Raw genomic sequence first — 26,093 nt, forward strand, 5'->3', positions numbered from 1 at the left:
CCCGGGACTGCTCGGCGCGGCGCCGGGCCCGCTGGGCGGCCACCTCGCGGGCGTGCCGCTCCGCCTTGGCGGCCCGCTCGAGGGACTCGGCGCGGCCGGCGATCGCGCGAACCCGCTCCTCCACGGTGCGCAGCACGAGCCGGGCGTCGGTCTCCCTGGCGCGGGCGGCGGTGGCGGCCGCCGCCGTCTCGTCCCGAGCACCGGTTGCGCCCTCCAGATCGGTGGCCGCCTGGTCCGGTTCCCGCTGGGCGTGCTGGAGCCGCTCGGCGATCTCCGCCAGTTCCTCGGCGTACGTGGTCCGCTTGGCCTCGGCGGCTTCGATGGCCGGCCGGATCCGTTCCGCCTCGGCGGTGGCCGCACGCAGCGTGGAGCCGTGCTGGCCGAGCTTCTCGGAGACCGCGGCGAGCTGGGCGTCGGAGTCGTGCAGGGCGTTCAGGGTGTGGTCCGCCTCGGCCCTGGCGTCCGCCTGTGCCTGCGTCGCCGGACCGAGCGCGAACCGGGTCTGCTCGGCCCGGGCGATCGCGGCCGTGAGCTCGGTGTGCGCCTCCTCGCGGGCGGCGTGCACCTCGAGCACGCTCGGACCGCCGGCGCTGCCGCCGCGGGCGTCGGTATGGCTGAGCACGTCGCCGTCGCTGGTCACCACGACCAGTGCGGCGCCGTCGGGCTCGTCGTGGCCACCGGCGCCGGCCAGCGCGGCTCGGGCCGAGCGGAGGTCATCGACCACCACGACCCCGTGCAGGAGCCGGGCGACGGTCCCGGCCATCGGCCCCTCGACCCGCACGAGTTCACTCGCCCACCGACCACCCGCGGGCGCCGGGCCCGAGGACGTCAGCGAGCCGGCGCCGTCGGGCAGGTTCGGCGCTGCCGCGATCATGAGCCGGGCCTGCCCGGCGTCCTGCTCCCGGACGTGCCGGAGCGCGTCGACGGCGACGTCCACCGACTCGACGGCGGCCGCGTCGGCGAGCTGGCCGAGCGCGGCGGCGATCGCGTTCTCGAAGCCTGGTTCGACCGTGAGCAGGTCTGCGAGCGAGCCGAGCACGCCCGGCACCGGGTTCCCCTCGAGCAGCGAGCCGGTGCCGTCCTTGCGGGTCAGGGACAGGTCGAGGGCATCGCGCCGCGCGGTCCAGGTGGCGCGGGCACCCTCGGCCTCCCGCTCGGCCTCCTGCAGTTCGCGGACCTTCTCGGTGGCGACCTCGAGCGCGGCGAGCGCGGCTTCGTGGGCCTCGTCGAGGCCCTCCTCGCCCTCCTGGGCGCCGACCGCCTGCTGCTCGAGGCTCGCGAACGCCTGCTGCGCGGTCTCCGCGCGTTCGACGGCGGAGTCCAGGTTCGCGCGCAGGCGCTGCATTTCGGCCTCGGTCGCCTCGAGCCGGCTACGCCGGGCGCCGACCTGGCCGGTCAGCTGGGCGAGGCCCTCCCGGCGGTCCGCCACCCCGCGGTGCACGGCGGCGAGAGCACGTTCGGCCTCGGCGGCCTTCTCCTCGACGTGCCGGCGCTCCGTGGTCGCCGCCTCGAGGTCGGCGCGAGCCTTGCCGATCTCGGTGTCCAGGTCGGCCTCGGCCTGGCGGGCGCGGCGGGCCTGGGCGTCCAGGTCGTCGGGATCCCGGCGCTGCTGCTCGGTCTCGACCGGACCGCCGAGCAGCCGGCAGCGTTCGGCGGCGAGGGTGTGCGTGCCGCGCAACCGTTCGCGCAGGCTGGACAGCCGGTACCACTGCTCGGTGGCGTCGGACAGGTGCGGGGCCGCGGCCGCGGCGGCCGCCTCGAGGTCGGTGAGCCGGGCCCGGGCCCGCTCCTGCGCGGTCTCCACCTCGGCGCGCTTGGCCCGCAGCGCGGTCTCGTCGGCGACCTCCTGGGCGAGGGTGGAGGTGAGCTGGACGAGGTCGTCGGCGAGCAGCCGGGCGCGGGCGTCGCGCAGGTCGACCTGCACCACCTGGGCCCGTCGGGCCACGTCGGCCTGTTTCGCCAGCGGTCCGAGCTGGCGCCGGATCTCGGTGGAGAGGTCGCTGACCCGGGCGAGGTTCGCAGCCATCGCCTCGAGCTTGCGGAGCGCCTTCTCCTTGCGCTTGCGGTGCTTGAGGACCCCGGCCGCCTCCTCGATGAAGCCCCGACGGTCCTCGGGACTGGCCTGGAGCACGGAGTCGAGGCGGCCCTGCCCCACGATCACGTGCATCTCCCGGCCGAGCCCGGAGTCCGAGAGGAGGTCCTGGATGTCCAGGAGCCGGCAACCGGAGCCGTTGATGGCGTACTCGGAGCCGCCGTTGCGGAACAGCGTCCTCGAGATGGTGACCTCGGAGTACTCGATCGGCAGGGCGCCGTCGGTGTTGTCGATGGTCAGCGACACCTCGGCGCGGCCCAGCGGCGGGCGCGAGGAGGTGCCGGCGAAGATGACGTCGGCCATGTTGCCGCCGCGCAGGGTCTTCGCACCCTGCTCCCCCATCACCCAGGACAACGCATCCACCACATTCGACTTGCCCGACCCGTTCGGTCCGACCACGCAGGTGATACCCGGCTCGAGGTGAAGCGTGGTCGCCGACGCGAAGGACTTGAATCCTCGCAGGGTCAGCGTCTTCAGGTGCACCCCCGCAGCCTAACGCCGGGCCCGCGCCGGCGGAGATCCACCCCTAGACCTCGGGGACCCGACGCCATAGAGTCGAGTTCGTCCGGACATATGGACATGGCACGGTCGGGGAGGACCGAGAGCAGCATGCGGCAACACGGGGGAACTCACTGGGGCGGCACCGTCATGCCGACGCGGGGGTCGGGTTCACCGCACATCATCAGCACCGCGGCGCCCGGGCGACGTGGACGATTCTCGGAGGATCGAGCATGAGACGGAACTTGGCAGCGATCATCGCCGGCACGGCCGCGGCGGCCCTGGTGCTCGGCGCGTGCGGCAACGACGGTGGGTCGGACGACCCTACCGACGGCGGCGGTGACACGGGCGGCGACGGCCCAGTCACCCTGACCATCACCCTGAACGCGATCGCCGGCGGCAAGAACGCCGCCGAGGCGGACTGGATCGAGAACTGGGTGATCCCCGAGTTCGAGGCGGCCATGGCCGCCGACGGCACCGAGGTCACGGTCGAGTTCGAACCCCAGGGCGTCGACGACGAGGACTACAAGACGAAGATCTCACTCGACCTGCAGTCCGGTGGCGGCGCCGACATCATCGGCATGGACGGGATCTGGGTCGGCGAGTTCGCCGAGGCCGGGTACATCCAGCCGCTGACCGCGGTCGGCGGCGCGGCCGTGGACGACTGGGACGGCTGGGACCAGATCTCCGAGGCGGTGCAGAACGCCCTCTCCTTCAACGGCGAGCGGTACGGGATACCGCAGGGCGCGGATGGCCGGGTGCTCTACTACAACAAGGACCTGTTCGCCGCGGCCGGGCTGCCCGAGGACTGGCAGCCGACCAGCTGGGAGGAGATCCTCGAGGCCGGCCGCGCCCTGGCCGACTCCGGCGTGCCGATCCCGCTTCAGATCAACGCCGGCACGGCCATGGGCGAGGCGACCACCATGCAGGGACTGCTGCCGTTGCTCGTCGGCACCGGGGCCGAGGTGTACGCCGACGACCAGTGGATCGGTGGCACCGACGAGCTCCGCGAGGTGCTCGAGTTCTACCGCACGGTCTACGTCGACGAGCAGCTCGGTGACGCCGTGCTCCAGCAGGAGGCCTCCGGTCGGGACACCTCGTTCGCGCAGTTCGCGGCGGGCGAGATCGGGGTCCTGCTCGAGGGCGACTACTTCTGGCGTTCGGTGATCAACCCGGCCGAGGGCGTCGGCACCGCCCCGATGGAGAACCGCGACGAGGTAGTCGGCTACACGCGGATCCCGGCGACCGAGCCGGGCAGCGGCATCAACGGCCAGGACTTCGTCTCGATGTCCGGTGGGACCGGACGGGTGCTGAACCCGAACAGCGAGAACCCCGAACTCGCCTGGGAACTGCTGGCCTTCATGAACTCCCCGGAGGCCTTCGAGGCTCGGGCCGCGGGCACGCTGAACATCACCCCACGTGACGACGTCAACGCCGAACTCCTCTCCAGCGACCCGATGCTCACCTTCGTCAGCGACGAGGTGCTGCCGATCACGGCCTACCGGCCCGGTCTGGCCGCCTACCCGGAGGTCTCGATCGCCCTGCAGGAGGCCACCGAGGCCGTCGTGGCCGGAGACCCGGTCGACGACGCCCTCACGGACTACGCGGACGCCGTCGCGGGCATCGTCGGGGAGGAGAACGTCAACAATGACTGACGCTCACCGCCCGGCCGGCCACCGGCCCACGCGTTGAGCGCGACCGGCACGGCGGCGGGGCCCGGGCTCCGCCGCCAGCCGGGCCGTCGCCGTCGCGCCGACGACGTCGCCGGGCTCGGACGGGTCCGGGCCGGCCTGTTCGTCGCCCCCGCGCTCGCTCTGATCGGACTCTTCCTCGTCTTCCCGGCGGTCTGGACGATCTACCTGGGCATGACCGACTACCGGCTCACCGGCCTCGCCGCGGCGAACCCGGAGTTCGTGGGCCTGGACAACTTCGCCACCGCGCTCGGTGACGACGAGTTCTGGCACTCGCTGTGGCTGACCCTGATCTTCGTCCTCGTCTCCGGGGTGATCGGGCAGACCCTGCTCGGGTTCTCGGTGGCCTGGGCCCTGCGGCGGGTGCGTGGCTGGGTCAAGTCGGTCATCGAGACGCTGGTGCTGGCCGCGTGGGTGGTGCCGGCGTCGGTCGCCTCGTTCCTGTGGCTGGCGTTGCTCGACCGGCGCACCGGCACCCTGAACGCGTTGCTCGGCACCGAGGGCACGGCCTGGCTGATCGAGTACCCGATGGTCGCCATCATCGTGTTCAACGTGTGGGTGGGCACGGCCTTCTCGATGCTGCTGTTCTCGTCGGCGCTGGCCGCGGTGCCACCCTCGCAGTTGGAGAGCGCCCGGATGGTCGGTGCGGGCTCCTGGCAGCAGTTGCGGGACGTGGTCCTGCCGAACATCCGCGGGCACATCCTGACCAACACGCTGCTGATCACCCTGTGGACGTTCAACACGTTCACGCCCTACCTGCTCACCGCCGGCGGCCCGCGCGATGAGTCGGCGATCCTCGCCGTGTACATCTACACGACCGCGATCCCGGGCGGGCAGCTGGGCATGGGCGCCGCGATCTCCCTGATCATGCTGTTGATCAACCTGGTCATCGCGCTCGGCTACCTGCGCGTGGCCCGGGCCGCCTCGGGAGGCAGGAGATGAGCGCTCCCCCGCCCTCCCTCGGCCGCCGAATGGTGCGGCACTACCTCTCCCGCGTGCTGTTCGTGGTCGCGATGGGCCTCGTGCTCGTGTTCTTCGCGCTGCCGATGCTGTGGCTGGTCACCGCCCCGTTCGACGCCGATCCGTCGCTCACGGTCGGCTGGCCGGACTGGACCCTGGCGAACTTCGCCCAACTCGCCGAGAACCGGTACGCCCTGGGATCGCTGCGGAACTCGCTGATCCTCGGCGTGGGCACGATGGTGCTGGTCCTCGCACTCGGCTCGTTGGCGGCCTATGCGCTGTCGCGGGTGCGGATCCCGGGCCGGGACGGGCTGCTGTACGCGCTGCTGCTGCTCTCCTCGATCGTGACCGGCACCGCCGCGATGGTGCCCACCTTCCAACTGATGACCCAGATCGGGCTGATCAACACCCAGATCGGGGTGATCCTGGTACTCGCCGGTGGGGTGCTGCCGACCGTCGTGTTCATCCTCAAGGACTTCATGGACTCGATCCCGAAGTCCTATGAGGAGTCCGCGCGGCTGTACGGGGCGAGCCCGCTGCAGATCCTCACGCATGTGGTCGTACCCACCGCCCGCCCGGGTCTGGCGTTCGTGGCGGTCTGGACGGTCGTGCAGGTCTGGGGCAACTTCCTGGTGCCGTTCCTGCTGCTGCGCACGCCCGAGTCCCAGCCGGCCGCGGTGCTGATGTACACGTTCTACACCGAGGGCGGCCAGCCCGATCTGCGGCTGCTCTCGGCCTTCTCACTCGTGTTCTCCGTCCCGGTGATCGCGATGTACTTCCTCGTCAACCGCCGGTACGGATTCCGGTTCCACGGAGGGATCAAGTCCTGATGGCAGCCATCACCACCACCGCCCTGGTCAAGGAGTACCCGGGCGGGGTCCGCGGGGTCGACGGCGTCGACGTCACCGTCGCCGACGGCGAGTTCTTCGCGCTGCTCGGCCCGTCGGGCTGCGGCAAGACCACCCTGCTCCGCTCGATCGCGGGCCTGGAGTCGATCACCGAGGGCACCCTGCAGATCGGCGACCGGGACGTCACCCACCTGGAGCCCGGCGAGCGCGGCGTGGCCATGGTGTTCCAGGACTACGCACTGTTCCCGCACATGGACGTCGCGGACAACATCGCCTACCCGCTGAAGATCAAGCGGGTCGGCAAGGGCCCACGGCGCACGACGGCCACCGAGGTCGGCGAGGGGCTGTCGCTGCACGGGCTGATGCAACGCCGGCCGGCTCAGCTCTCGGGTGGGCAGCAGCAGCGGGTGGCGCTGGCCCGCGCCGTCGCCACCCGTCCGGAGGTGCTGCTCCTGGACGAGCCGCTGTCCAACCTGGACGCCCGGCTGCGACTCGAGGCGCGCACCTTCCTCAAGGAGCTCCAGCGCGAGCTCGGCGTCACGACCGTGTTCGTGACGCACGACCAGGCGGAGGCGCTCGCCCTGGCCGACCGGATCGCGGTCATGAAGGCCGGCCGGTTGCAGCAGGTCGGCACGCCCCGGGAGGTCTTCTCCCGCCCCGTGAACACCTTCGTGGCCGGGTTCATCGGGTCCACCCCGATGAACCTGGTCGAGGCCGAGACGGCCGACGGCGGGGTCCGGGTCGCGGGGGCCATCGCGCCGTTGCCCGTGGGTGCGCAGGGCGCGGTCGCCGACGGCGCGCCGGTGGTCTGGGGCGCCCGCCCGGAGTACCTGCGCTGGTCGACCGAGCCGGTGGACGGCGGGATCGAGGCCGAGGTGAGTGTCATCGAGAACCTCGGGGCGTCCGTGCTGGTCTCGGCGCACAGCGGCGAGGTCCGGCTGCAGCTGGTTGTGGCCGAGGACGACGAACCCAGCCCGGGCGACCGTGGCTGGGTGGTCGCCACCCCTCGCCGTAGCCTGCTGTTCGACTCCGAGTCCACCGACCTGATCGGCTGAGCCTTGACGACCACGCACCGCCTGCACCTGACCATCGACGACCAGATCGCCGGCCGTTACCACCCGGTCGCCTTCGAGGTGGCGCCGGGGACGGAGTCGGTGGAGGTCCGCCTGGACTACGACACCTCCGCCGGCGTCCTGGACCTCGGCTGTGAGGGTGCGTCCGGGTGGCGCGGCTGGTCCGGCGGGGCCCGGAGCCGGTTCGTGATCGCACCGACAGCGGCCACCCCCGGGTACCTGCCCGGCGAGCTCGAGCCCGGCGAATGGCACGTGATCCTCGGCCTGCACCAACTGCCCGCCACGGGTCTCGACGTCGTCCTCGAGATCGACATCCCGGCGACCGGCGCCGTCGAGACCGAGCCGCGTGCCGCCGTCGGGCAGGGCGCCCCACGCGGGTCCACCCGCGACCTGCCCGCACCGGACGGGCTGACCTGGTTCGCCGGCGACTTCCACGCCCACACCCTGCACTCCGACGGCGCGGAGAGCATCGACCAGCTGGGCGCCCGGGCCGCCGCCGCCGGCCTGGACTTCCTCGCCGTCACCGACCACAACACGGTCAGCCACCACGCGCACCTGCCCGGCGTCGGCACCCGGCACGGCGTGACCCTGCTCCCGGGCCAGGAGGTCACCACCGCCCGCGGGCACGCGAACGCGTTCGGGGACATCGGCTGGATCGACTTCCGCGGGAGCGCGCAACGGTGGGTCGAGACGGTCGCCGCCCGCGGCGGGGTGCTCTCGGTGAACCACCCCGTCGACGGCGACTGTGCCTGGCAGCACCCGTTGACCACGTTGCCGAGTGCCCTGGAGCTGTGGCACATCTCCTGGTTCCGGGATCTGACCGCCTCGTTCCCCTGGGCGTTCTGGGCGCGCTGGGGTGATGTGGTCCCGATCGGAGGTTCGGACTTCCACAAGCCCGGCCAGGGCTGGACCCTCGGCACCCCGACCACCTGGGTGGCCGCGCAGGAGAACACGCCGGAGGCCATCCTCGCCGGCGTCCAGGCGGGCCGCACCTCCATCAGCGTCGGGGTGCGCCCGGACGCCACGCCCGACCCCCTGCACACCCCGATGCTGCTGCGCCTGGGCGATGACCTGGTCGCGCTGGCGGCCGAGGGTGCGGTGCTCGTGGACATCGAAGGCGCCCGACGGCGGATCACCGGTCCGTCGGTCACGGTCGCCTCGGCCTCGGGCGCCGGCCCGTACCGGCTCGAGGACCCCGACCGGCGGGTGCTGGCGATCTGCGCCTGAGCGTCGCTCAGATCGTCGTGGACGCGCGCACCCGGAGCGTCGGCAGCAGCACCTGACGGCGCGGGCTCAGGGCCTGCGCGGCCGGTGCGTCCAGCTCCGCGAACCGGTCGGCGCACATGCGCACGGCGAGACGCCCGAGATCGCGCTTGGGCGGCGCGACGGCCGTGAGCGGCACCGTGGCGTCCGCGGCGCGCTCGTCGTCGTAGGCGACGATCGCGAGGTCCTCCGGGACCCGGAGTCCCACCGCAGGCGCGGCGTCGGCGAGGTCGACGGCTTCGTGGTCGGAGAGCACCACCACGGCGCTCTCGCCGGCCGCACCAACCGAGTCCAGGACCTCACGCAGACTCCGGGTGTACTCCTCGCCGGTGCCCGGGCCGACGGTGTGCTCGAACGTCTGGACCGAAGGCCCCGCCTCGTCGCGGGCGAGCGCCATCCCGGCCCGCAGCCACGGTCCGGTGGGATTGCGCGGGCGCATGACGAGCCCGATCCGGCGATGTCCGAGGGTGATGAGGTGGCGCATGGCCGTGGCCATCCCGAGCGCATGGTCGGTGTGCACGGACTCGATGCCGGAGAACGGATCGGGCACCTCGCGCTCGACCAGCACCACCGGCATCCGGGCGTCGGCGAGCAGGCGGTAGATGCGGGCGTCGGCGGACTGCGTCCGGGCCGGCGTGACGAGCAGCGCGTCCACGCCGCGCGCGAGCATCCGCTCGACCAGGGTCACCTCGTCCTCGCGGGAGTAGTCGGACACCCCGAGCAGCAGCCGGAGCCCGAGCCGGTCGGCCTCGTCGTGGGCGCCGTCCACGACGGCGCGGTAGTAGTAATCCCGCGCAGGCACGACGATCCCGACCAGGGCACCCTCGCCGTCGTGAGCCGTCTCGCGAGGACTGCGAGCCCTGCGAGCACGCGACCGCTCCGGGGCCGCGCCGGCCGGCTCCCGGACCGCACCACCGCGCACCCGCCGCGACGGCGGCGAGGAGGCGACCACCGACGCCAGGTCGCGCCGGATCGTGATCACGCTGACGTCGAACCGCTCGGCGAGCTCGCGGACCTCCACGGCGCCGCTGGCCCGGAGCTCCGCAGCGATGCGGGCGCGGCGTTCCTCGGTGAGCACCCCACAGGAATAGCGGGTCGGGGGCGCCATCGCAACGTGACCGGTTCTGATCGTTTCTCCGCCACGGCTGGACCGGGCCGATCACGTGGCGCAACGCTGAGCGCCGATCGATGTAACGACGCATCGGCTGAGGCAACGGAGGCTTCGAGTGAGGACAGTTCGAGCGAGAGTCGTGACGTCGGTCGCGACCGCGTTGACCATGGTCGCCACGTCGCTGGCCGTGGCCGGGACCGCAGACGCCGATCCCGGCTTCACGCCGGAGGCGCCGGAGAGCGTCGTCGACCTGGTCCGCACCGACCACCCACGACTGATCCTCGACGATGCCGCCCTGGCCGACGTCCAGGGCTGGATCGCCACGGACGACGACGCCGCGGCTCTTGCCGATGACGTCGTCGGGCAGGCCGAGTCGCTCCTGGCCGCGCCGGTCACGATCTATGACTTCCCGGACGGGCGCAGCCTGCTCACCCCGGTGCGGACGATCCTCAACCGAACGTACGTGCTCGCCCTCTCCTACCGGCTGACCGAGGACACCCGTTTCCTGGACCGGGCCTACGCGGAGCTGGCCGCGGCGGCACAGTTCCCGGACTGGAACCCGGAGAGCTTCCTGTCCGTGGCCGAGATGCTGCACGCGTTCGCGATCGGTTACGACTGGCTGTATCCGGCCCTGACCGCGCAGCAGCGGGGCGTGCTCGAGACGGCCATGGTCACGCACGGCTTCGAGCCGGCCCAGGCGGGCTACGACGCCGGCGCGTCCTGGACCACCACGACGAGCAACTGGTCGATCGTGTGCACCAGCGGGATCGGCATCGCCGCGCTGGCCCTCGCCGAGATCGAGCCCGAGCGGGCCGAGTCGCTGCTGCAGCTCGGGCTCTCGCACGTCGGGCCGGCCCTCGACGAGTACGCCCCGGACGGCGGCTACCCCGAGGGCCCGACCTACTGGGACTACGCCACCCGCTACCTGGTGCCCTATCTGGCCAGCCTCGGCACCGCCGTCGGCGATGACTTCGGCATCTCCGACGCACCCGGGCTGTCCGGGACGGTCGACTTCTCGATGTACATGGCCGGCCCGTCCGGACGCACATTCAACTACTCCGACGCGTCCTCGACCTACGGCGGCCCGCCGGCCGCCTACTGGTTGGCGGACCGCTACGACCAGCCCGGGTACGCCTGGTGGGCCGACGAGGGGCTGCGCACGCCCACGAATCCTCAGGCCCTGCTCTGGTACGGCCTGTCCGAGCGGGCCACCCCGGCGCAGACCGAGATGCCCCTCGACCGGTACTTCAGCGGCACCGAGACGGTCCTGTCGCGCTCGGCGTGGAGCACGCCGACGGCGTTGTTCACCGGTTTCAAGGCCGGCGACAACAGCAACAACCACGGCGACCTGGACATGGGCACCTTCGTCCTCGACGCCCTCGGTACCCGCTGGGCGGACGAGCTCGGCGCCGACTCCTACAGCCTGCCCGGCTACTTCAGCACCGGACCCGACGGCGACCGCTGGACCTACTACCGCAAGCGCGCGGAGGGCCAGAACACCCTGGTCATCAACCCCGGATCGGGACCGGACCAGTCCGTCGCGGCGGCCGGGCGGATCATCGCCCAAGAGGGCTCACCCGCGGGCGCGTTCGCGGTGGCGGACCTCACCGAGGCCTACGCCGACCAGGGCGTGACCTCCTGGCAGCGCGGTGTCGCGATGATCGACGACCGCTCCCGGGTGGTCGTCCAGGACGAGCTGAGCGCCACCACCCCGGTCGAGGCGTGGTGGTTCATGCACACCTCGGCAGACGTCGAGATCGCGACGGACGGACGCAGCGCCGTGCTGACCATCGAGGGCCGGCACCTGCTCGCCCGGTTCCTCGACGCCCCGGCCGGGGCCCAGTTCTCGGTGATGGCCGCCGAGCCGCTGCCGACGTCACCGAACCCGGACGGACAAGCGGCCAACGGCCAGTCCAAACTGACCGTGCGCCTGCCCGGGGTCACCGACCTGCGCCTGTCCATCCTGCTCGAGCCGCTGCCGGTCGGCGGCGAAGGCGAGCCGGCACCGGTCGTGACCGCCCTCGCGGACTGGACGGTGCCCGCCCCCGGGGCGTCCACGCTGAGCGACCTCACCCACGACGGCGTGACGATCCCCGGTTTCTCCGCCGACACCCGCACGCTCGTGCTCGAGACGACGGACCTCGGCGAGATCGAGGCGGTCCCGAGCGCCGCGACGGACCAGGTCGACGTGCAGATGCCGGACGCACTGCCGGGCACCGCCGTCGTCTGCGTCGGACCCGCGGGGGACGAGTGCCGGACCCGGTACCGGGTGCACCTGACCCGCCCGTACAGCGGTCCGCTGACCGGAAGCATCGTCGGCACGAACCCGACGTCGAACGCCACCGACGGCGATCTCGGCACGTTCTGGTCTGCACAGGGAGACGGTCAGTGGCTACGCGCCAACCTCCCCGCGACGACGACCGTGGACGGCGTCCGGGTCGCCTGGAGCATGGGCAGCACCCGGGTGTACAGCTACGACGTGCAGACCTCGCTGGACGGCGAGCAGTGGTCGACCGTGTGGTCCGGCGCGAGTTCGGGGACCACGCTTGACCTGGAGGACGTCGCCTTCGACCCGGTCCAGGCCTCGTACGTGCGGATCCTCGCCCACGGCAACAGCGCGAACATGTGGATGAGCCTGTCCGAGCTCCGGGTCAGAACCGCGCAGGGCGAGTGGCCACAGACCGAACCCGCCGCCCCCGACCCGGTCGCGATCGCGATCGGCTCCGGTGCCCTGAACCTGCACCCGCGGACGGTGGACACCCCGGGGCTCACCGTCACGATGAGTGACGGATCAACGGTCCCACTGGATCTGACCACGGCGTCCGTACGCTCCTCGGACGCCGAGGTCGCCGAGTTCACGAGCGACGGCGTGGTGGTGGCCCGGTCCGTCGGATCGACACTCCTGACGGCGCTCTGGCGCTCACCGACGGGGACGCTGGTGGGCGGACGTGCCGCCGTGTCGGTGACCGATCCCAGCACCACCACCCTGGCCGCCGCCCGCGACGGGTACGTGCGGGACGGTACGTACGCCGATACGTCCTACGGCTCGGCCACCTCGATGACGGTCAAACGCGACCCGAGCGGCAGCAACGCCGGCTTCAACCGGGAGACCTATCTCGCGTTCGACCTCGAACCGGCCGACGGACGCGAGCTGGTGGCCGCCGAGCTGGTCATGACGGCCGGCGTCACCACCGACCGCACCATGGTGGTCGACGTCAGCACTGCCGGCGCGGACTGGACCGAGGCGACCCTGACCTGGAACTCCCGCCCCGCCGTCGGCGTCCCGGTCGCACAGTTCACGGCGGGTAGCGAGCCGGCACCGGTGAGCGTCGACGTGACCGACGCCGTCGCGGCCGTTCTGGGCGCGGACGAGGCGAGTCTGGGATTCGCGCTACTGCAGAACGCTCAGGACCGGCAGGCCTTCGGCACCTCCGTGTGGTCCCGGGAGCGGGGCGCGGGCGGCCCCACGCTCGTGCTGCACTGGGCCGAGGCGACCGCGTGCTCGTCCACGGTGACCGGCTCGAACTCCGGGGCGGTCACCCTGACCGGGCCTGTGGCCTGCCTCGTCGACGCAGACGTCCGAGGGCCGGTGACAGCCACGGGCGGGACGTCGGTCCGGATCGAGCGGTCCACGATCGCCGGTCCGGTTACGGTGCCCGCCGCAGGCACGGTGGTTCTGACCGACGCCACCATCAACGGTCCGGTTCAGCTGTCCGGCGAAGGTGCGGTCATCTGGGTGGCGTCGAGCACGATCCGCGGCCCGCTGACCGCGCTGACCCCCGGTGGCACGCTGGCCATGCTCGAGTCACAGGTCGTGGGCACCCTGACCTGTTCCGAGGCGGCCGGCTCGGTCCTCATCGAGACCGAGGTCCGCGTTCTCGACCCGGCCTGCGAGTGAGCCGGCGGACTAGATGCCGAGCTCCCGCATCCGGCCGATCACCGCGTCAACCCGCGCCAGGTCGGGACCGGCGTCGCCGGTGAGGCCGAGTTCGTCGACGATCCGACCGTCGATCATGAAGACCACGCGGTCCGCCCGGGCGGCCACGCGCACGTCATGGGTGACAACGAGCATCGTGGTGCCGTCCCGGTTGAGCTCGGTGAGCAGGTCGAGGATCTGCTCGGCGGACTCGCGGTTGAGCGAGCCGGTGGGCTCGTCACCGAAGACGATCCGGGGCCGGCGCATCAACGCCCGGCAGATGCCGGCCCGCTGCAGCTGACCGCCCGACACCTGGGCCGGCATCCGTGCGCGTAGGTCCCAGATCCCGGCCCGGCGCATGAGTTCCTCGGCCCGGGACACCCGGTCCGCGGGCGTGCCGACCCGGTCGAGGGAACTGGTCAGGACGATGTTCTCCAGCAGTCCGAGGTCGCGCAGCATCGTGGGCTGCTGGAACACGAAGCCCATGTGCTCGCGTCGGTGGTCCGCGAGCAGGTCGGAGGTCAGGGCGGTGAGTTCCACCTGATCGAGACGCACGGTGCCGGCGTCGACCGCGTCCATCCCGGAGAGGCCGTAGAGCAGCGTCGACTTGCCGGAGCCGGAGGGTCCCATGACGGTCACGAACTCACCGTTGGCGATGCTCAGGTCGACGCCGTGCAACACCTCCACGGCCCGGCCGTCCACGGTGAAGCTCTTCGTGACTGCGTGGGCGCTCAGGAGCGCGGTGTCGGAACCGGTGGGCGAGACGGTGGTGATCATCATCGGTCCTAGTCCTTGATGGTGGTGGAGATGGCGAGGTGGGTGTCCGGACGTGTGCTGACGGCCGTGGCCAGAGCGACGACGAGCAGCAGGGCGAGCGGGGATGCGGCGTAGGCGAGCCAGGGGCTCGCGACCAGGCTCAGGTCCGACAGGCCGACGCCCGAGAGGAACAGGCCGGCGAGCCCGCCGCCGAGGAATCGCGCGCCGACCGCGCCCAGGAGGACACCGACGGCGAGCACGACCGCGGAGCGGACCAGGTACTGGACCTGGACCTGCCCGTCGCGGAAGCCGAGCGCCCGCATCACGCCGATCCCGAAGGCGTCGCGCACGATGAGCAGCCGCATGAACAGGACCGTGATGAGGGCCGCCACGGCCAGCCCGATCCCGAGAGCGGCGATAGCGACGGCGCGCAGGGCGTCGATGGTGCCGCTCATCGTCGCGACGATGTACTCCCGCACCGAGCTGACCTCGAGGTCGGGATAGGCCGCGGCGTAGTCGGCGATCGCGGTGGGCACGTCCACGCCGGGGTCGAAGTCGGCGTAGACGGCGGTCCACATGAGGTCGGCAGCGGTGTGCGGGGCGACCATCTTCGCGGTGTGCCCACCGTTGGTGATGTCCTGGTAGATGCCGGTGACGGTCAACTCCAGCGACACCCCTCGGTCCCGGTCGGGCGCCACCGGCGTTACCATGACCCGATCCCCGATCCCGGCGCCGAGCACGTCGGCCTGCAGCCGGGACAGGGCGATCTCGGTGTCGGCGCTCGGTGCGACACCGTCGGCATAGGTCAGCGGGAACGCGGCCAGGTCCCCGGACTCGATCTTCACGGTCACGGGCGCGCCGTCGGCGTCGGCGGCGGTGTAGGAGGCCGTGGCGAGCACGGCATGGGCGGCCACCCGCGGGTCCTGCGCGAGCCGTTGATCCAGGTCGGCGACCCGGTCGGCGGAGTCGCCCTGGGCGTCGACCCGCACGTCGCTGACCCCGGCACCCATGTAGGTGACGAATCCCGGTGCGGTCACCGTGGTGTGCAGGTTCTGCGGCAGGATCAGGATGAAGGCTCCGAGAGCGTAGATCACGAGCGGCACCACGTACAGCGTGGGCCGCCGGAGCACGTCCCGCAGGCCGAGGCGCACGGACGTCGCCGGACGGTCACCCAGTGCGGATAGCAGTCGTGCCGGGCGTCGGCGCGCGGTATCGGCCACGGGGGCGCCGGTGCGGATCGCCTGAACGGGCGAGACGGTCGCGAGACGGCGAAGGGTGCGTCGCACGGCGAGCACCACGACCGCGACGATGAGCGCACTCAGCGCGAGGCCCAGGAACAGCGACGGGATGGTCCGTCCGGTCGGTCCGAGGTAGCGCTGGACATCGGCGAGCAGCACCGGGCTCAGCGCGAGCGACCCCGCCAGCCCGATGACGGCGCCGATCGCGGCGAGCACCAGGTACCTGCGCAGGTAGAGCCGGCGGAGTTCGCGGTCACGCACACCGATGGCCTTGAGCACGCCGATCTCGCGGTAGTCCCGTTCGAGTGTGGTGAGCAGGGTGAACCGGATGCAGAGCAGCGCGATGGCGACCAGCAGCACCGTCACGAGGATCACGACGGCCGCGGTGATGCCGCCGGAGAGCGAATTGACGAGGGCGAACAGCGTCCACGTGAGCGTCGGCCCGTTGGCCTCCAGCCCGGCCGTCCGGTACTCGGCCTCGAACTGGCTCACGGCGGCGACGTCGGCGAGCCGGAACTGGATGAGGTACTCGATGGCGCCGGCCTGACCCACGACGCCGGTCAGCTGCTCGAGGACGGCCGGTGCGACGAGCAGCCGCTTCGACGAGGCGTAGGAGTAGTTCATCTGGGAGTCCCGCAGGAATCCGGCGACCTCGAGGTCAACGGCGCCGTCGGGTCCGGTCACGGTGAGCGTCTGCCCCTCCTCCAGGTCGAGCAGGTCGGCGTAGTACAGCGGTAGCCAGACGGTGCCGGGCTCGGGCTCGATCACCGCGCCGTCGGTGTCCAGCAGCAGGTCGAACTCGGCGTTCTGGGTCACGAACGAGTTGTCCTGCAGGCCCGGGGCGAGCGTCGTGTCGGTGCCGGCCCCGGTGACCCGGATCGTCGAACCGTCCACGTTCAGCATCGGAACCACCGCGAACTCCTCGACCCGCTCGTTCTCCGCGGCGAACGCGGCCATCCGCTCGGAGTCGACGGTCCCAGCGTGCATCTGTAGGAAGTGCGGGGTGCGCGCCTGCTCCATCAGTGAGGCACTGGCCCCGGTGACGGTCACGATGAGCGCACCAGCCGAACTCGCGAGCGCGGCCGACAGTGCCACGAACAGAACGAGCACGACGGCGGTCGTCGGGTTCCGGCGAACCGCGTTGCGGGTGAGCCGTCCCAGCACCGTGCGCTGACTGGGGTTCATGGCTCAACCGTTGCCGAACCGCGAGCCTGTGGGTATCGGTGGTCGCCCTGAGCAACCCCTGATCGCGACCGGGACAGGTCAAGGTGATCCCGTCAGGGTTCGCCCGGACCCAGACGGACAGATGTTCAGTCTTCCCCGGTGTCCGAGTCCTCGTCCGGCACCACCACCGACTGGTCGATCACATCGGCCTCGCCGGCCCGGTCGTCGAGGTCGGGGCGCGCGGTACCGGGGCGGTAGTCCTCCCCCGCCGTGTGCTCGGGGTGCGTGGCCTCCTCGACGAGGTTCTTCGGGTCGGTCTCGTCATCCTCCACGAGGCCGGCATCGCGCCAGGACTCGTGACCGGGAAGTGTACTCATGACTCCTCCTCGACTCGGGTCTGCCCATAGTGGCCCGGCGGCGGGTGCCGCGCCACTACTCGCGGCGCCGGCTCGACCTGGCACCGCGGCGAAGGACCACCACGAAGACGACGACGCCCACCGCACCGCAGCACAGCACCCCGCCCGCCCCGTAGCCGATCCCGTCCGCGCACACGTAGTCCCCCGCGGGGCCGGCCGGTCCGCAACCCAGGTGGAACACGTCCCGGGCGAGCGGGAGACCGATGAAGAACGCGAGCAGGCCCGTCGCGATGGCGGCGAGGATGGCGATGGCCTGCGACCGCAGGACGATGTCGACCCACGCCGGACCCGGGCGAGCGCCGGTGGCAGCGGTGCGGCCGCCGTCCTCGTCAGGCCCGACCCGTTGCACGTGACGTCACCCGCGGAGCTGCCGCTGACGGTAGGCGTCCGCCGGATAGACGCCGAGGACCTTCACCTCGGTCGTGAAGAACTCCAGCTCCTCGAGGGCACGGGACAGCCCGACGTCATCGGGGTGTCCGTCCACCTCGGCGAGGAACTGCGTGGCGGCGAACTCCCCGCCGACCATGTAGCTCTCCAGCTTGGTCATGTTGACGCCGTTGGTGGCGAAGCCCCCGAGTGCCTTGTAGAGGGCGGCCGGCAGGTTGCGCACGTTGAAGATGAAACTCGTCACGACCGGGCCGTTGCTCGACGGGGCACGGACCAGTTCCGGGGACAGGACCACGAACCTGGTGGTGTTGTGGTCCTCGTCCTCGACGTCCGTGGCGAGGATCTCCAGTCCGTAGACGTCGGCCGCGAGCGGCGGTGAGATGGCGGCCATCGTCGGGTCACCGGCCTCGGCGACCTCCCGCGCCGCGCCCGCGGTGTCCCCCGAGATCACCGGCGTCAGGTTCAGCGCCCGGATCACCTTGCGGCACTGCCCCAGCGCGTGGACGTGGCTGTGCACCGTGCGGATCGTGTCCAGCGACGCCCCGGGGATCCCCATCAGGTTGAACCGGATCCGCAGGAAGTGCTCGGCGATGATGTGCAGGTCCGACGTGGGCAGGAAGTGGTGGATGTCCGCGACCCGGCCGGCCAGGGAGTTGTCGATCGGGATCAGCGCGAGGTCCGCCTCACCGTGCTCGACCGCCGCGAACACGTCCTCGAAGGATGCGCAGGCCACGGCCTCCCAGTCCGGGTAGTGCTGCTTGCATACGATGTCCGAGTTCGACCCCGGCTCGCCCTGATACGCGATGCGTCCCTTGCTCACGACAAGCAGTTTCCCACGTCGGCGCACCAGCGCCGGAGCGCGGGTGCGGTCAGTGCCTGGGCTCGGACGGGAACGCGAGCGAGGCCGCGGGCCGCAGGGCGCTGTCCGGCCACCGGCTGGTCACGGCCTTGGCGCGGGTGTAGAAGTTCAGACCCTCCCGGCCGTAGATGTGGGTGTCCCCGAACAGGGACGCCTTGCGCCCGCCGAAGGAGAAGGAACCGGCCGGCACCGGGATCGGCACGTTGATGCCGACCATGCCGGCCTGAACCTCTCGCTGGAACTTGCGCGCCGCCGCGCCGGAGGACGTGAAGATGGCCGCGCCGTTGCCGTAGGGTCCCTCGTTCACGATCCGGATGGCCTCGTCGACGTCGGCCGCGCGCAGCACCACGAGCACCGGTCCGAACACCTCCTCGGTGTAGGCCCGTGAGGACCGGTCGATCCCGGTGATCAGGGTGGGCCCCACGAAGTAGCCCTCGGCGTGACCCGGGACGGTCAGGTCTCGGCCGTCGAGCACCACCTGGGCGCCCTCGGCCTCCGTCTCACTGATGATCGAGAGGATCCGGTCCCGGGACGCGGCCGTGATGACAGGCCCCATCTCCGAGTCCTCGTCGGTCGAGGGCCCGACCACCACGGCCTTGCCCTTCTCGGCGATCGCCTTGATCAGGGGGCCGGTCTCCTCCTCGGAACCGACGGCCACGACGGCGGAGATCGCCATGCATCGTTGCCCGGCGGACCCGTAGCCGGCCGCGACCAGGTGGTCGGCGGCCTCGTCGACGTCCGCGTCCGGCATCACGACGGCGTGGTTCTTCGCGCCGCCGAGGGCCTGCACCCGCTTGCCGTGCGCGGAACCGCGCTCGTAGACGTGCTTGGCGATCGGGGTGGAGCCCACGAACGAGACGGCCTCGATGCCGGGGTGGGCGAGGATCGCGTCCACCAGGGCCGGCCCGCCCTGCAGGACCGAGAACACGCCGTCGGGCAGTCCCGCCGCGGCCCAGAGCTCGGCGAGCTTCAGCGAGGCGCTCGGGTCCCGCTCGGACGGCTTGAGGATGAACGCGTTGCCGGCTGCGATCGCGATCGGGGCCATCCACAGCGGCACCATCGCCGGGAAGTTGAAGGGTGTGATCCCGGCACACACGCCGAGCGGCTCCCGGTAGGCGTAGGTGTCCACCCCGGTGGAGAGCTGGTCGGCGTAGGAGCCCTGGAGCAGCTGGGGCAGCCCGCAGGCGAACTCGATGATCTCCAGGCCGCGGGTGATCTCCCCCGCGGCGTCCGGGCGGGTCTTGCCGTGCTCGCGGGAGATGATCTCCTCGATCTCCACGCGCCGGCTCGCGACCTGCTCCCGGAACGCGAACAGCACCCCGGCCCGCTTCGTCAGCGACGTCTGGGACCACTGCTCGAACGCCACCTGCGCAGCCGCGACGGCCTCGTCCAGTTCGGCCTGGCCCGCCGCCGGGATCACGCCGATCACCGCGCCGGTGGCCGGGTCGGTGACCTCGATCGGGTCACCGCCGGTGCTGCTCCGCCGGCCGTTGATCACGTGCTCCACCGTGGGTGCGCTCATGGGGTCCTCCTCGTCGGGGTGTCCCCCAGTTCTACCCGTCGCGGCGCCCCGCGTCACCCCCTTCGCCGGGTCAGCGCCCGGGGAACCAGAGCCCGATCTCGCGTTCGGCGGACTCCACGGAGTCGGAGCCGTGCACCAGGTTCTGCTGCACCTTCAGTCCCCAGTCCCGGCCGAGGTCGCCTCGGACCGTCCCGGGCAGGGCGGCCGTCGGGTCGGTGGCACCGGCGAGCGCACGGAATCCCTCGATGACCCGGTTGCCCTCGGCGATCGCCGCCAGCACGGGGCCGGAACCCATGAACTCCACGAGCGGCTCGTAGAACGGCTTGCCCTCGTGCTCGGCGTAGTGGGCGGCCAACAGACCGTCGTCGGCGGTCCGCAGTTCCACGGCGGTGAGGGTGTATCCCTTGGCCTCGACCCGGCGGAGGATCTCGCCCACCAGGCCCCTGCGGACGCCGTCGGGCTTGATGAGGATCAGGGTGCGCTCGGTGCTGGTCGTCATGGCACTCACAGTAGCGGCGTCACGATGGCGAGGCGGAACGCTCGGCGCGCAGCCGCTCGAGCCGTTCCGCGTCGATCTTGCCGCCCAGCCACACGCCCGTGACCCAGATCGCCGCGAACACGATGCCGATCACGAGCATCATCGGCACCAGGATCCCGGAGAGCAGGAGGAGTGCCTGGACCACGTACCCGGCCACCAACCCGAACGGGTACTTCTGCAGGTAGGTGGCGACGAGGCACAGCAGCATCCCGGCGCCGCCGACGGCCCAGACCAGGCCGGGCTCCGACAGCCGCAGCCCGAACGCCACCAGGGTGGCGAAGAACACCACGAAGATCTCGAGCGAGAGCACGGTCAGGCAGAAGATCAGCCGTGCCGAGCGCTGCGGGCGGGCAGGGGCTCGGCTCGGCTCGGGCTCGGGGGTGGGACGTGTGCTCACCCTCCAAGGCTAATGCGGCTCAGCGGGCGTGGGCGCCGTGGGAGCCCGGCCGCTTCGAGCCCGGATCGGGGCGACCCGGAGCGCTGGGCGCCCCCGGCCCGCCGGCGGGATCCGGCTCGTCCTCGTCGTGGTCGGCCACGTGTCGCCCGTGCCAGTGCCCGTGGTCGTGCGGCGGCCCCTCGACAACGGCCTCGCCGCGGGCCACCATGCCGGCGGTGTCGGAGAGCTTCACGTCCCTCAGGAACAGGGTCAGCACGAACCCGAGTGCGAGCAGCGGCACGAACGCCCAGAACGAGGCCGTCAGCGACTCGGCGTAGCTGTTCACGACGAGTTCCTTGAGGGCGTCCGGCAGCCCGTGGACCGCCTCGGGCGTGAGCGTGTCGATCCCCAGTCCCTCGGCCGGTACCTCCTCGGGTGGCACCGTGGCCAGTCCCTCGGTGAGCCCGACCACGAGGCGGGTCGTGAAGATCGTGCTGAACAGGGCGGCTCCCACGGCCGCCCCGATCTCCCGGAAGAAGTTGTTGGCGCTGGTGGCGATCCCGATCTCGTGCGGATCCACGGTGTTCTGCACCGCGAGCACGATGGTCTGCATCACGAGACCGAGGCCGAGGCCGAGGGTGAAGATCATCGCCCCGAACAGCACCATGGACATGTCCCCGGTCAGCCGGGTCAGCCAGATCAGGCCGAGGGTGGCGATCGCCATGCCGGCGATCGGGAACACCCGGTACCGGCCGAGCTTGGTGATCGCGAGGCCGGACCCGATCGTGCCGATCACGACGCCGACCATCATCGGCAGCAGCAGGAACCCGGACTCGGTGACCCCGGCTCCCGTGGCCATCTGCAGGAAGGTGGGCAGGAAGCCCAGCGCGGCGAACATGCCGGCGCCGATGATCAGCCCGACGGCGGTCGAGATCGAGAACGTGCCGTTGCGGAACAGGTGCATCGGCAGCAGCGGCTCCGAGACCCGGTTCTCGATGATCACGAAGGCCACCGTCGAGACCACGGTGCCGATGACCAGGCCGAGCAGGAGCGGGTCGCTCCAGTCGTAGTGATGGGCGCCGCTCCAGCTCTCCCAGCTGGTGACCAGCACCAGCCCGGAGGTGGCGAGCACCAGGAACACGATGCCCCCGACGTCGATCCGCCGGCCGGAGCGGTGGCTCGGCAGTTTCAGTGTGAACCACGCGACCGCGAACGCGAACAACCCGATCGGGATGTTGATCCAGAAGCACCAGCGCCAGTCCGCGTTCTCGGTGAACAGGCCACCGAGAAGCGGACCGACCACGGCGGAGATGCCGAACATGGCACCGATCGGGCCCATGTACTTGCCGCGGTCCCGGGCCGGGACGATGTCCGCGACGATCGCCTGCGCGAGGATCATCAAGCCGCCGCCGCCGAGGCCCTGAACCCCTCGCCAGAGGACGAGCTGGTTGAAGTTCTGCGCGAACCCGGCTCCCGCGGAGGCGATCGTGAACAGGGCGATCGCCACCAGGAACGGCCATCGCCGGCCCCAGAGGTCACCGAACTTCCCGTACAGCGGCATCACCACCGCGAGCGCGAGGATGTAGATCGTGACGAGCCAGCCCTGATGCTCCACGCCACTGAGCTCGCCGACGATGGTCGGCATCGCGGTGCCGATGATCGACTGATCCAGGGACGACATGAACATCCCCGCCAGCAACGCACCGAAGATCAACCAGACGGTCCGTTGGTTCAGGACGATCTTCGGCTTGTCGTCGGTCAGCGTCGGGGCCAATGCCATGGATTCCTCGGGGTCGGTCGGTGCGGCTGCCGGGCCGGGCGCGGGCGATCACCTCAATGGTGCGGGATGCCGGCCACCCCTGGATCCCCCGAGAAGCTGACGCCGCGCCCCTCGGGTCCGCCCATGGGTGCATCAAACGGCACGTTCGGCGTCCGCGCAACGTGCCGGGAACCGGAGTGGCGCTCCCCACCCGGGCCGACGGTCGCCGGCGCACCGGGCACCTCACTCCTCGCCGAAACCGGCCTCCACATCCGCCACGATCGCCTCGACGGCCTGTGTGGCCTGCGGCCCGGTGGCCCGCAACCGGACCTCGGCGCCCCCGGTGAGACCGAGCCCCATCAGGGCCAGCACGCTGGCCGCGTCGACGCCGTTGAGGGTCACCTCGGCGTCGAAGTCGGCCGCCTTGCGGGCCAGGGTCGCGGCCGGACGAGCATGCAGCCCGAGCCGGTTGCGGAGCACCACGGAGCGCTCGACGGCGTCCGCGGACTCCGCGGCGACGCCACCGTCTGCTGTGGTCGCGTCGTCCGGCGCCGAAGCGCCGAAGGCACCGACCGCCGTCCGCGCGGCGGCGCCGGTCGCGGCGGCGTCCGCCCCGGACTGGGCGGCGACCGCGGCCGCGACGGCCCCCTCCACGAACGGGGCGTCGACGACGACCACCCGGTCGTCGTCGAGGATGTCCACGACCGACTCCGCGGTGAGTGCGGCCGAGCCCAGGTCGGTGAGGATCACGACCGCGGTGGCGCCGCCGTCGAGCAGGTCGGTGACGACCCGCTCCACGAGGTCGTAACTCGTGCCGATGCGCCCGTCCTCGGTGCCGCCGGCGGCCCGGAGGGCGACGTCGGGGGCCATCTGCTGGGCGACCTCGACCGTGCCCGCGGCCAACTGCGCGGAGTGGGAGACGAGCACGAGGGCCGTGGCGGTGTTCATTGTGCCGACTCTGCCGACTCGGCGGCGTCGGCGGCCACCTCGAGCAGCAGCGCCGAGGACTGCGCACCCGGATCCCGGTGCCCGATCGCCCGCTCCCCCAGGTAACTGGCCCGGCCCTTGCGGGCCACCAGCGGATCGGTGGACTCGGCACCGGTGCGGGCCGCCGTCGCCGCCGCGCGCAGCGCCTGCGTGGCCGTCCCACCGCCGTCGGCGACCTCCCGTGCGGCCGCGGCGGCGGGTGTCCACGCGTCCACCATGGTCTTGTCACCCACCTCGGCCTTGCCGCGCGCGACGATGCCGCCGACGGCGGCGTCGAGCAGGTCCGCGACACCGGCCGCATCCACCGTGGCGCCGTCGGCCGCCTTCGCAGCACGCAGGTACGCGGTCCCGTACAGCGGGCCGGCGGCGCCGCCGACGGTGGACATCAGCGTGGTGGCGACCAGTTTGAACACGTCACCGACGGTCTCGGGTGGCGCGGTGTCCGGGTTGTCCAGCTTGACCAGCACCGCCTTGAAGCCGCGGTCGAGATTCTCGCCGTGGTCGCCGTCGCCGATAGCGCGGTCCAGGTCGATCAGCTCCATCCGGTGCTCCCCGACGGCGGCGGCGCTCGCCCGGACCCACTGCGTCGCCCAGGCGACGCCGATCACGTCGGCCATCACAGGCCCCACCGCAGCGCCGGGGTGTGCACGGGCGCGTCGTAGAGGGCGGTGAGTTCGTCGTCGAGGCGCAGCACGGTGATCGAGGCGCCCTGCATCTCCAGGGAGGTGATGTAGTTGCCGACCAGCGAGCGGGCCACGGTGGCGCCCTTCGCCTCGAGCTGGGTGCGGGCGTGGCGGTAGACGATGTACAGCTCCGACGAGGGCGTCCCGCCCATGCCGTTGACGAACAGGAGGACCTGGTCGCCGCTGCTGACGCCGAGGTCCTCGACGATCGGGTCCAGGAGCAGGTCGGTGATCTCGTCGGCGGAGGCGAGTGGGATGCGCCGGCGGCCGGGTTCCCCGTGGATGCCGATGCCGATCTCGATCTCGTCCTCGCCGAGGTCGAACGAGGGCTTGCCGGCGTGCGGCACGGTGCAGGCGGTCAGCGCCACGCCCATCGAGCGTGCGTTCGCGTTGACCCGGGTGGCGATCTCGGCGACGGCGTCCAGGTCGTCGCCGCGCTCGGCGGCGGCGCCGGCGATCTTCTCGACCAGCACGGTCCCGGCCACCCCGCGGCGGCCGGCCGTGTACAGCGAGTCCTGCACGGCGACGTCGTCGTCGGTGACGACGGCCCTGACGGTGATCCCCTCGGCGTCGGCGAGTTCGGCCGCGGTCTCGAAGTTGAGCACGTCCCCGGTGTAGTTCTTCACGATGTGCAGCACGCCTGCACCACCGTCGGCAGCTTTCGTGGCGGCCAGGATCGGGTCCGGGGTGGGCGAGGTGAACACCGGGCCGGGGACGGCCGCGTCCAACATGCCGACGCCGACGAAGCCGGCGTGCAGCGGCTCGTGCCCGCTGCCGCCGCCGCTGACCAGACCCACCTTGCCCTGGACCGCGCCACCGGCCCTGGACACGAACAGTTCCTCGGGATTGTCGCCGGCCACGACGAGGTCCGCGTGCGCGGCCACGAAGCCCTGAACGCTCTCGGCGACCACGTTCTGCGGGTCGTTGATCAACTTCTTCATGACTGCTCCTTCGCATCTGCGCCCCGGCTCTGAGCCGACCGGGCGGGCATGGGACTGGGAGGGGACACTGTGCTGCCAACTCTGTACCCCTCGGCACGCCTTTGCCTAGCGATTGGACCAACGTGCGCGCGGCGCCCGGGCTCGTGAGCCGAGGTCGCGGGCGGCATACTGTGCTCGCGATGCCCCTCATCCTCAGCCCGGCGCAACAGGGCGCCCTCGCGTACGTGGCGGCGCGGTCCGTCGGGCCGCCGCTCGCGGCCGATCTGCGCGTGACGCTCCAGTTCCATCCGGACCGGCGGGTCGCGGATCGGTCGATCCTTGCGGCGATGGCCGACGACGGCCGGTACCGGTCGCAGTTCGAGACCGGCACGAGCAACGGTGGCCTGACCGCGCACCCCGGTGGGGACCGCTGGGGCTGGGAGAGCCGCCTCTTCGGCGGCGCGTACGACGGCGCACCCTCCGCGCAGCGGCCGGTCTACGGGGCCCTGAACCACCGCCGTCGGGCCGTAGGAGGCGCACAGCGCTTCGGCTCCGCGCACTTCCGGCTGACCGCCGAGGTCAACGCCCGCAGCACGTTCTGCTACCCGGACAGCGTCCTCAAGCCGGTGGACTTCGGGGTCGCCTCCCGGATGCCGCTGATCGCGATCGCGGACGCCGATTCGGCCGACCTGCTCGACGACGGCATCGAGGCACACGTGCACGGGCCGGTTCGGCTCCCGGTCGATGTCGAGGCCCTGGTCCTGGACCCGTGCTTCCGGGGCACCGCCGTCGAGGCCGACGCGGCCGCGCTCGGGTGCGCCCTCGAGTGGCATCCCGGGTTCCGGATCACCACGCACGAGCTGACGGCGCACCCGACCTACCGCGGGCAGCGGTTCGTCGACCTGGGACTGCGCCTCGCCGTCGACGGCGTTCTGGACGCGGCCATGATCGGCGCCGCCGCCCGCAGCGGTGACCACGACGAGCAGGACCTCAAACGGGTCTGGCACCTGCTCGCGCGGTTCGGTCAGCGATGAGG

Annotated in this window: 21 protein-coding genes; 7 read left to right on the forward strand and 14 right to left on the reverse strand. The window is 71.7% G+C overall.

Annotated elements, in window-relative coordinates; all coding sequences use genetic code 11:
• Positions 1-2,575 (reverse strand): chromosome segregation SMC family protein (locus tag EXU48_RS02865; protein ID WP_133106100.1); only part of this gene is annotated, 2,575 nt, incomplete at its 3' end.
• 248 nt (positions 2,576-2,823) lie between these two features.
• Between EXU48_RS02865 and EXU48_RS02870 the strand changes: the two genes are divergently transcribed.
• The 5 genes from EXU48_RS02870 to EXU48_RS02890 are packed head-to-tail and all read left to right on the forward strand — an operon-like array spanning position 2,824 to position 8,389.
• On the forward strand, positions 2,824-4,245 hold the full coding sequence (locus tag EXU48_RS02870) for an extracellular solute-binding protein (RefSeq protein WP_133106101.1): 1,422 nt from the start codon (positions 2,824-2,826) through the stop codon (positions 4,243-4,245).
• Positions 4,246-4,278: 33 nt separating this feature from the next.
• Positions 4,279-5,223, forward strand: a complete 945-nt coding sequence (locus EXU48_RS02875) for a carbohydrate ABC transporter permease (RefSeq protein WP_133106102.1) — start codon at positions 4,279-4,281, stop codon at positions 5,221-5,223.
• Positions 5,220-6,071: a carbohydrate ABC transporter permease gene (locus EXU48_RS02880; RefSeq protein ID WP_133106103.1), complete on the forward strand. Its 852-nt coding sequence runs from the start codon at positions 5,220-5,222 to the stop codon at positions 6,069-6,071. The genes EXU48_RS02875 and EXU48_RS02880 overlap by 4 nt, the downstream gene beginning before the upstream one ends.
• A complete protein-coding gene (locus EXU48_RS02885; protein WP_133106104.1) occupies positions 6,071-7,144 on the forward strand; it encodes an ABC transporter ATP-binding protein in 1,074 nt (357 codons plus the stop codon). Before EXU48_RS02880 ends, EXU48_RS02885 begins: the two co-directional genes overlap by 1 nt.
• A gap of 3 nt (positions 7,145-7,147) precedes the next feature.
• Positions 7,148-8,389 carry a CehA/McbA family metallohydrolase gene (locus EXU48_RS02890; RefSeq protein ID WP_133106105.1) on the forward strand — a complete coding sequence of 414 codons (1,242 nt, stop codon included), beginning with the start codon at positions 7,148-7,150 and terminating at the stop codon, positions 8,387-8,389.
• A gap of 7 nt (positions 8,390-8,396) precedes the next feature.
• Here the strand turns inward: EXU48_RS02890 and EXU48_RS02895 are convergent, their stop codons facing one another.
• Complete coding sequence (locus tag EXU48_RS02895) at positions 8,397-9,533, reverse strand: substrate-binding domain-containing protein (RefSeq protein WP_133106106.1); 1,137 nt, start codon at positions 9,531-9,533, stop codon at positions 8,397-8,399.
• Between the two features lie 142 nt (positions 9,534-9,675).
• Here EXU48_RS02895 and EXU48_RS02900 point away from each other — a divergent pair, with 142 nt between their 5' ends.
• Positions 9,676-13,434 (forward strand): CBM96 family carbohydrate-binding protein, encoded by a 3,759-nt coding sequence (locus tag EXU48_RS02900; RefSeq protein ID WP_133106107.1) that lies wholly within the window; start codon positions 9,676-9,678, stop codon positions 13,432-13,434.
• Positions 13,435-13,443: 9 nt separating this feature from the next.
• Here the strand turns inward: EXU48_RS02900 and EXU48_RS02905 are convergent, their stop codons facing one another.
• From EXU48_RS02905 to dhaK, 12 genes are all read right to left on the reverse strand, one after another.
• The gene (locus tag EXU48_RS02905; RefSeq protein WP_207947607.1) at positions 13,444-14,232 is read right to left on the reverse strand and encodes an ABC transporter ATP-binding protein; all 789 of its coding nucleotides are present in this window, start codon (positions 14,230-14,232) and stop codon (positions 13,444-13,446) included.
• A gap of 5 nt (positions 14,233-14,237) precedes the next feature.
• Positions 14,238-16,631, reverse strand: a complete 2,394-nt coding sequence (locus EXU48_RS02910) for an ABC transporter permease (RefSeq protein ID WP_133106108.1) — start codon at positions 16,629-16,631, stop codon at positions 14,238-14,240.
• Positions 16,632-16,756: 125 nt separating this feature from the next.
• Complete coding sequence (locus EXU48_RS02915; RefSeq protein ID WP_133106109.1) at positions 16,757-16,987, reverse strand: hypothetical protein; 231 nt, start codon at positions 16,985-16,987, stop codon at positions 16,757-16,759.
• A gap of 55 nt (positions 16,988-17,042) precedes the next feature.
• Complete coding sequence (locus EXU48_RS02920; protein WP_133106110.1) at positions 17,043-17,375, reverse strand: hypothetical protein; 333 nt, start codon at positions 17,373-17,375, stop codon at positions 17,043-17,045.
• A gap of 6 nt (positions 17,376-17,381) precedes the next feature.
• A complete protein-coding gene (locus EXU48_RS02925; RefSeq protein WP_133106111.1) occupies positions 17,382-18,233 on the reverse strand; it encodes a prephenate dehydratase in 852 nt (283 codons plus the stop codon).
• A gap of 49 nt (positions 18,234-18,282) precedes the next feature.
• Positions 18,283-19,794, reverse strand: coding sequence for a CoA-acylating methylmalonate-semialdehyde dehydrogenase (locus EXU48_RS02930; RefSeq protein WP_133106112.1), 1,512 nt, complete (start codon positions 19,792-19,794; stop codon positions 18,283-18,285).
• 70 nt (positions 19,795-19,864) lie between these two features.
• Complete coding sequence (gene ndk, locus EXU48_RS02935) at positions 19,865-20,293, reverse strand: nucleoside-diphosphate kinase (protein ID WP_133106113.1); 429 nt, start codon at positions 20,291-20,293, stop codon at positions 19,865-19,867.
• Positions 20,294-20,312: 19 nt separating this feature from the next.
• Positions 20,313-20,729, reverse strand: a complete 417-nt coding sequence (locus tag EXU48_RS02940) for a DUF4233 domain-containing protein (protein WP_133106114.1) — start codon at positions 20,727-20,729, stop codon at positions 20,313-20,315.
• A 19-nt stretch (positions 20,730-20,748) separates the two neighbouring features.
• Positions 20,749-22,488 (reverse strand): MDR family MFS transporter, encoded by a 1,740-nt coding sequence (locus EXU48_RS02945; RefSeq protein ID WP_207947608.1) that lies wholly within the window; start codon positions 22,486-22,488, stop codon positions 20,749-20,751.
• Between the two features lie 222 nt (positions 22,489-22,710).
• Complete coding sequence (gene dhaM / locus EXU48_RS02950) at positions 22,711-23,415, reverse strand: dihydroxyacetone kinase phosphoryl donor subunit DhaM (protein ID WP_133106115.1); 705 nt, start codon at positions 23,413-23,415, stop codon at positions 22,711-22,713.
• On the reverse strand, positions 23,412-24,071 hold the full coding sequence (gene dhaL / locus EXU48_RS02955; RefSeq protein ID WP_133106116.1) for a dihydroxyacetone kinase subunit DhaL: 660 nt from the start codon (positions 24,069-24,071) through the stop codon (positions 23,412-23,414). Before dhaL ends, dhaM begins: the two co-directional genes overlap by 4 nt.
• The gene (gene dhaK / locus EXU48_RS02960; protein ID WP_133106117.1) at positions 24,071-25,078 is read right to left on the reverse strand and encodes a dihydroxyacetone kinase subunit DhaK; all 1,008 of its coding nucleotides are present in this window, start codon (positions 25,076-25,078) and stop codon (positions 24,071-24,073) included. The genes dhaL and dhaK overlap by 1 nt, the downstream gene beginning before the upstream one ends.
• A gap of 179 nt (positions 25,079-25,257) precedes the next feature.
• On the opposite strand from dhaK, the gene EXU48_RS02965 reads away from it, so the two are divergent.
• A complete protein-coding gene (locus EXU48_RS02965) occupies positions 25,258-26,091 on the forward strand; it encodes a DUF3626 domain-containing protein (RefSeq protein WP_165962667.1) in 834 nt (277 codons plus the stop codon).
• Positions 26,092-26,093 lie beyond the last annotated feature (2 nt).

This window comes from Occultella glacieicola (assembly GCF_004353825.1).
GTDB lineage: Bacteria > Actinomycetota > Actinomycetes > Actinomycetales > Beutenbergiaceae > Occultella > Occultella glacieicola.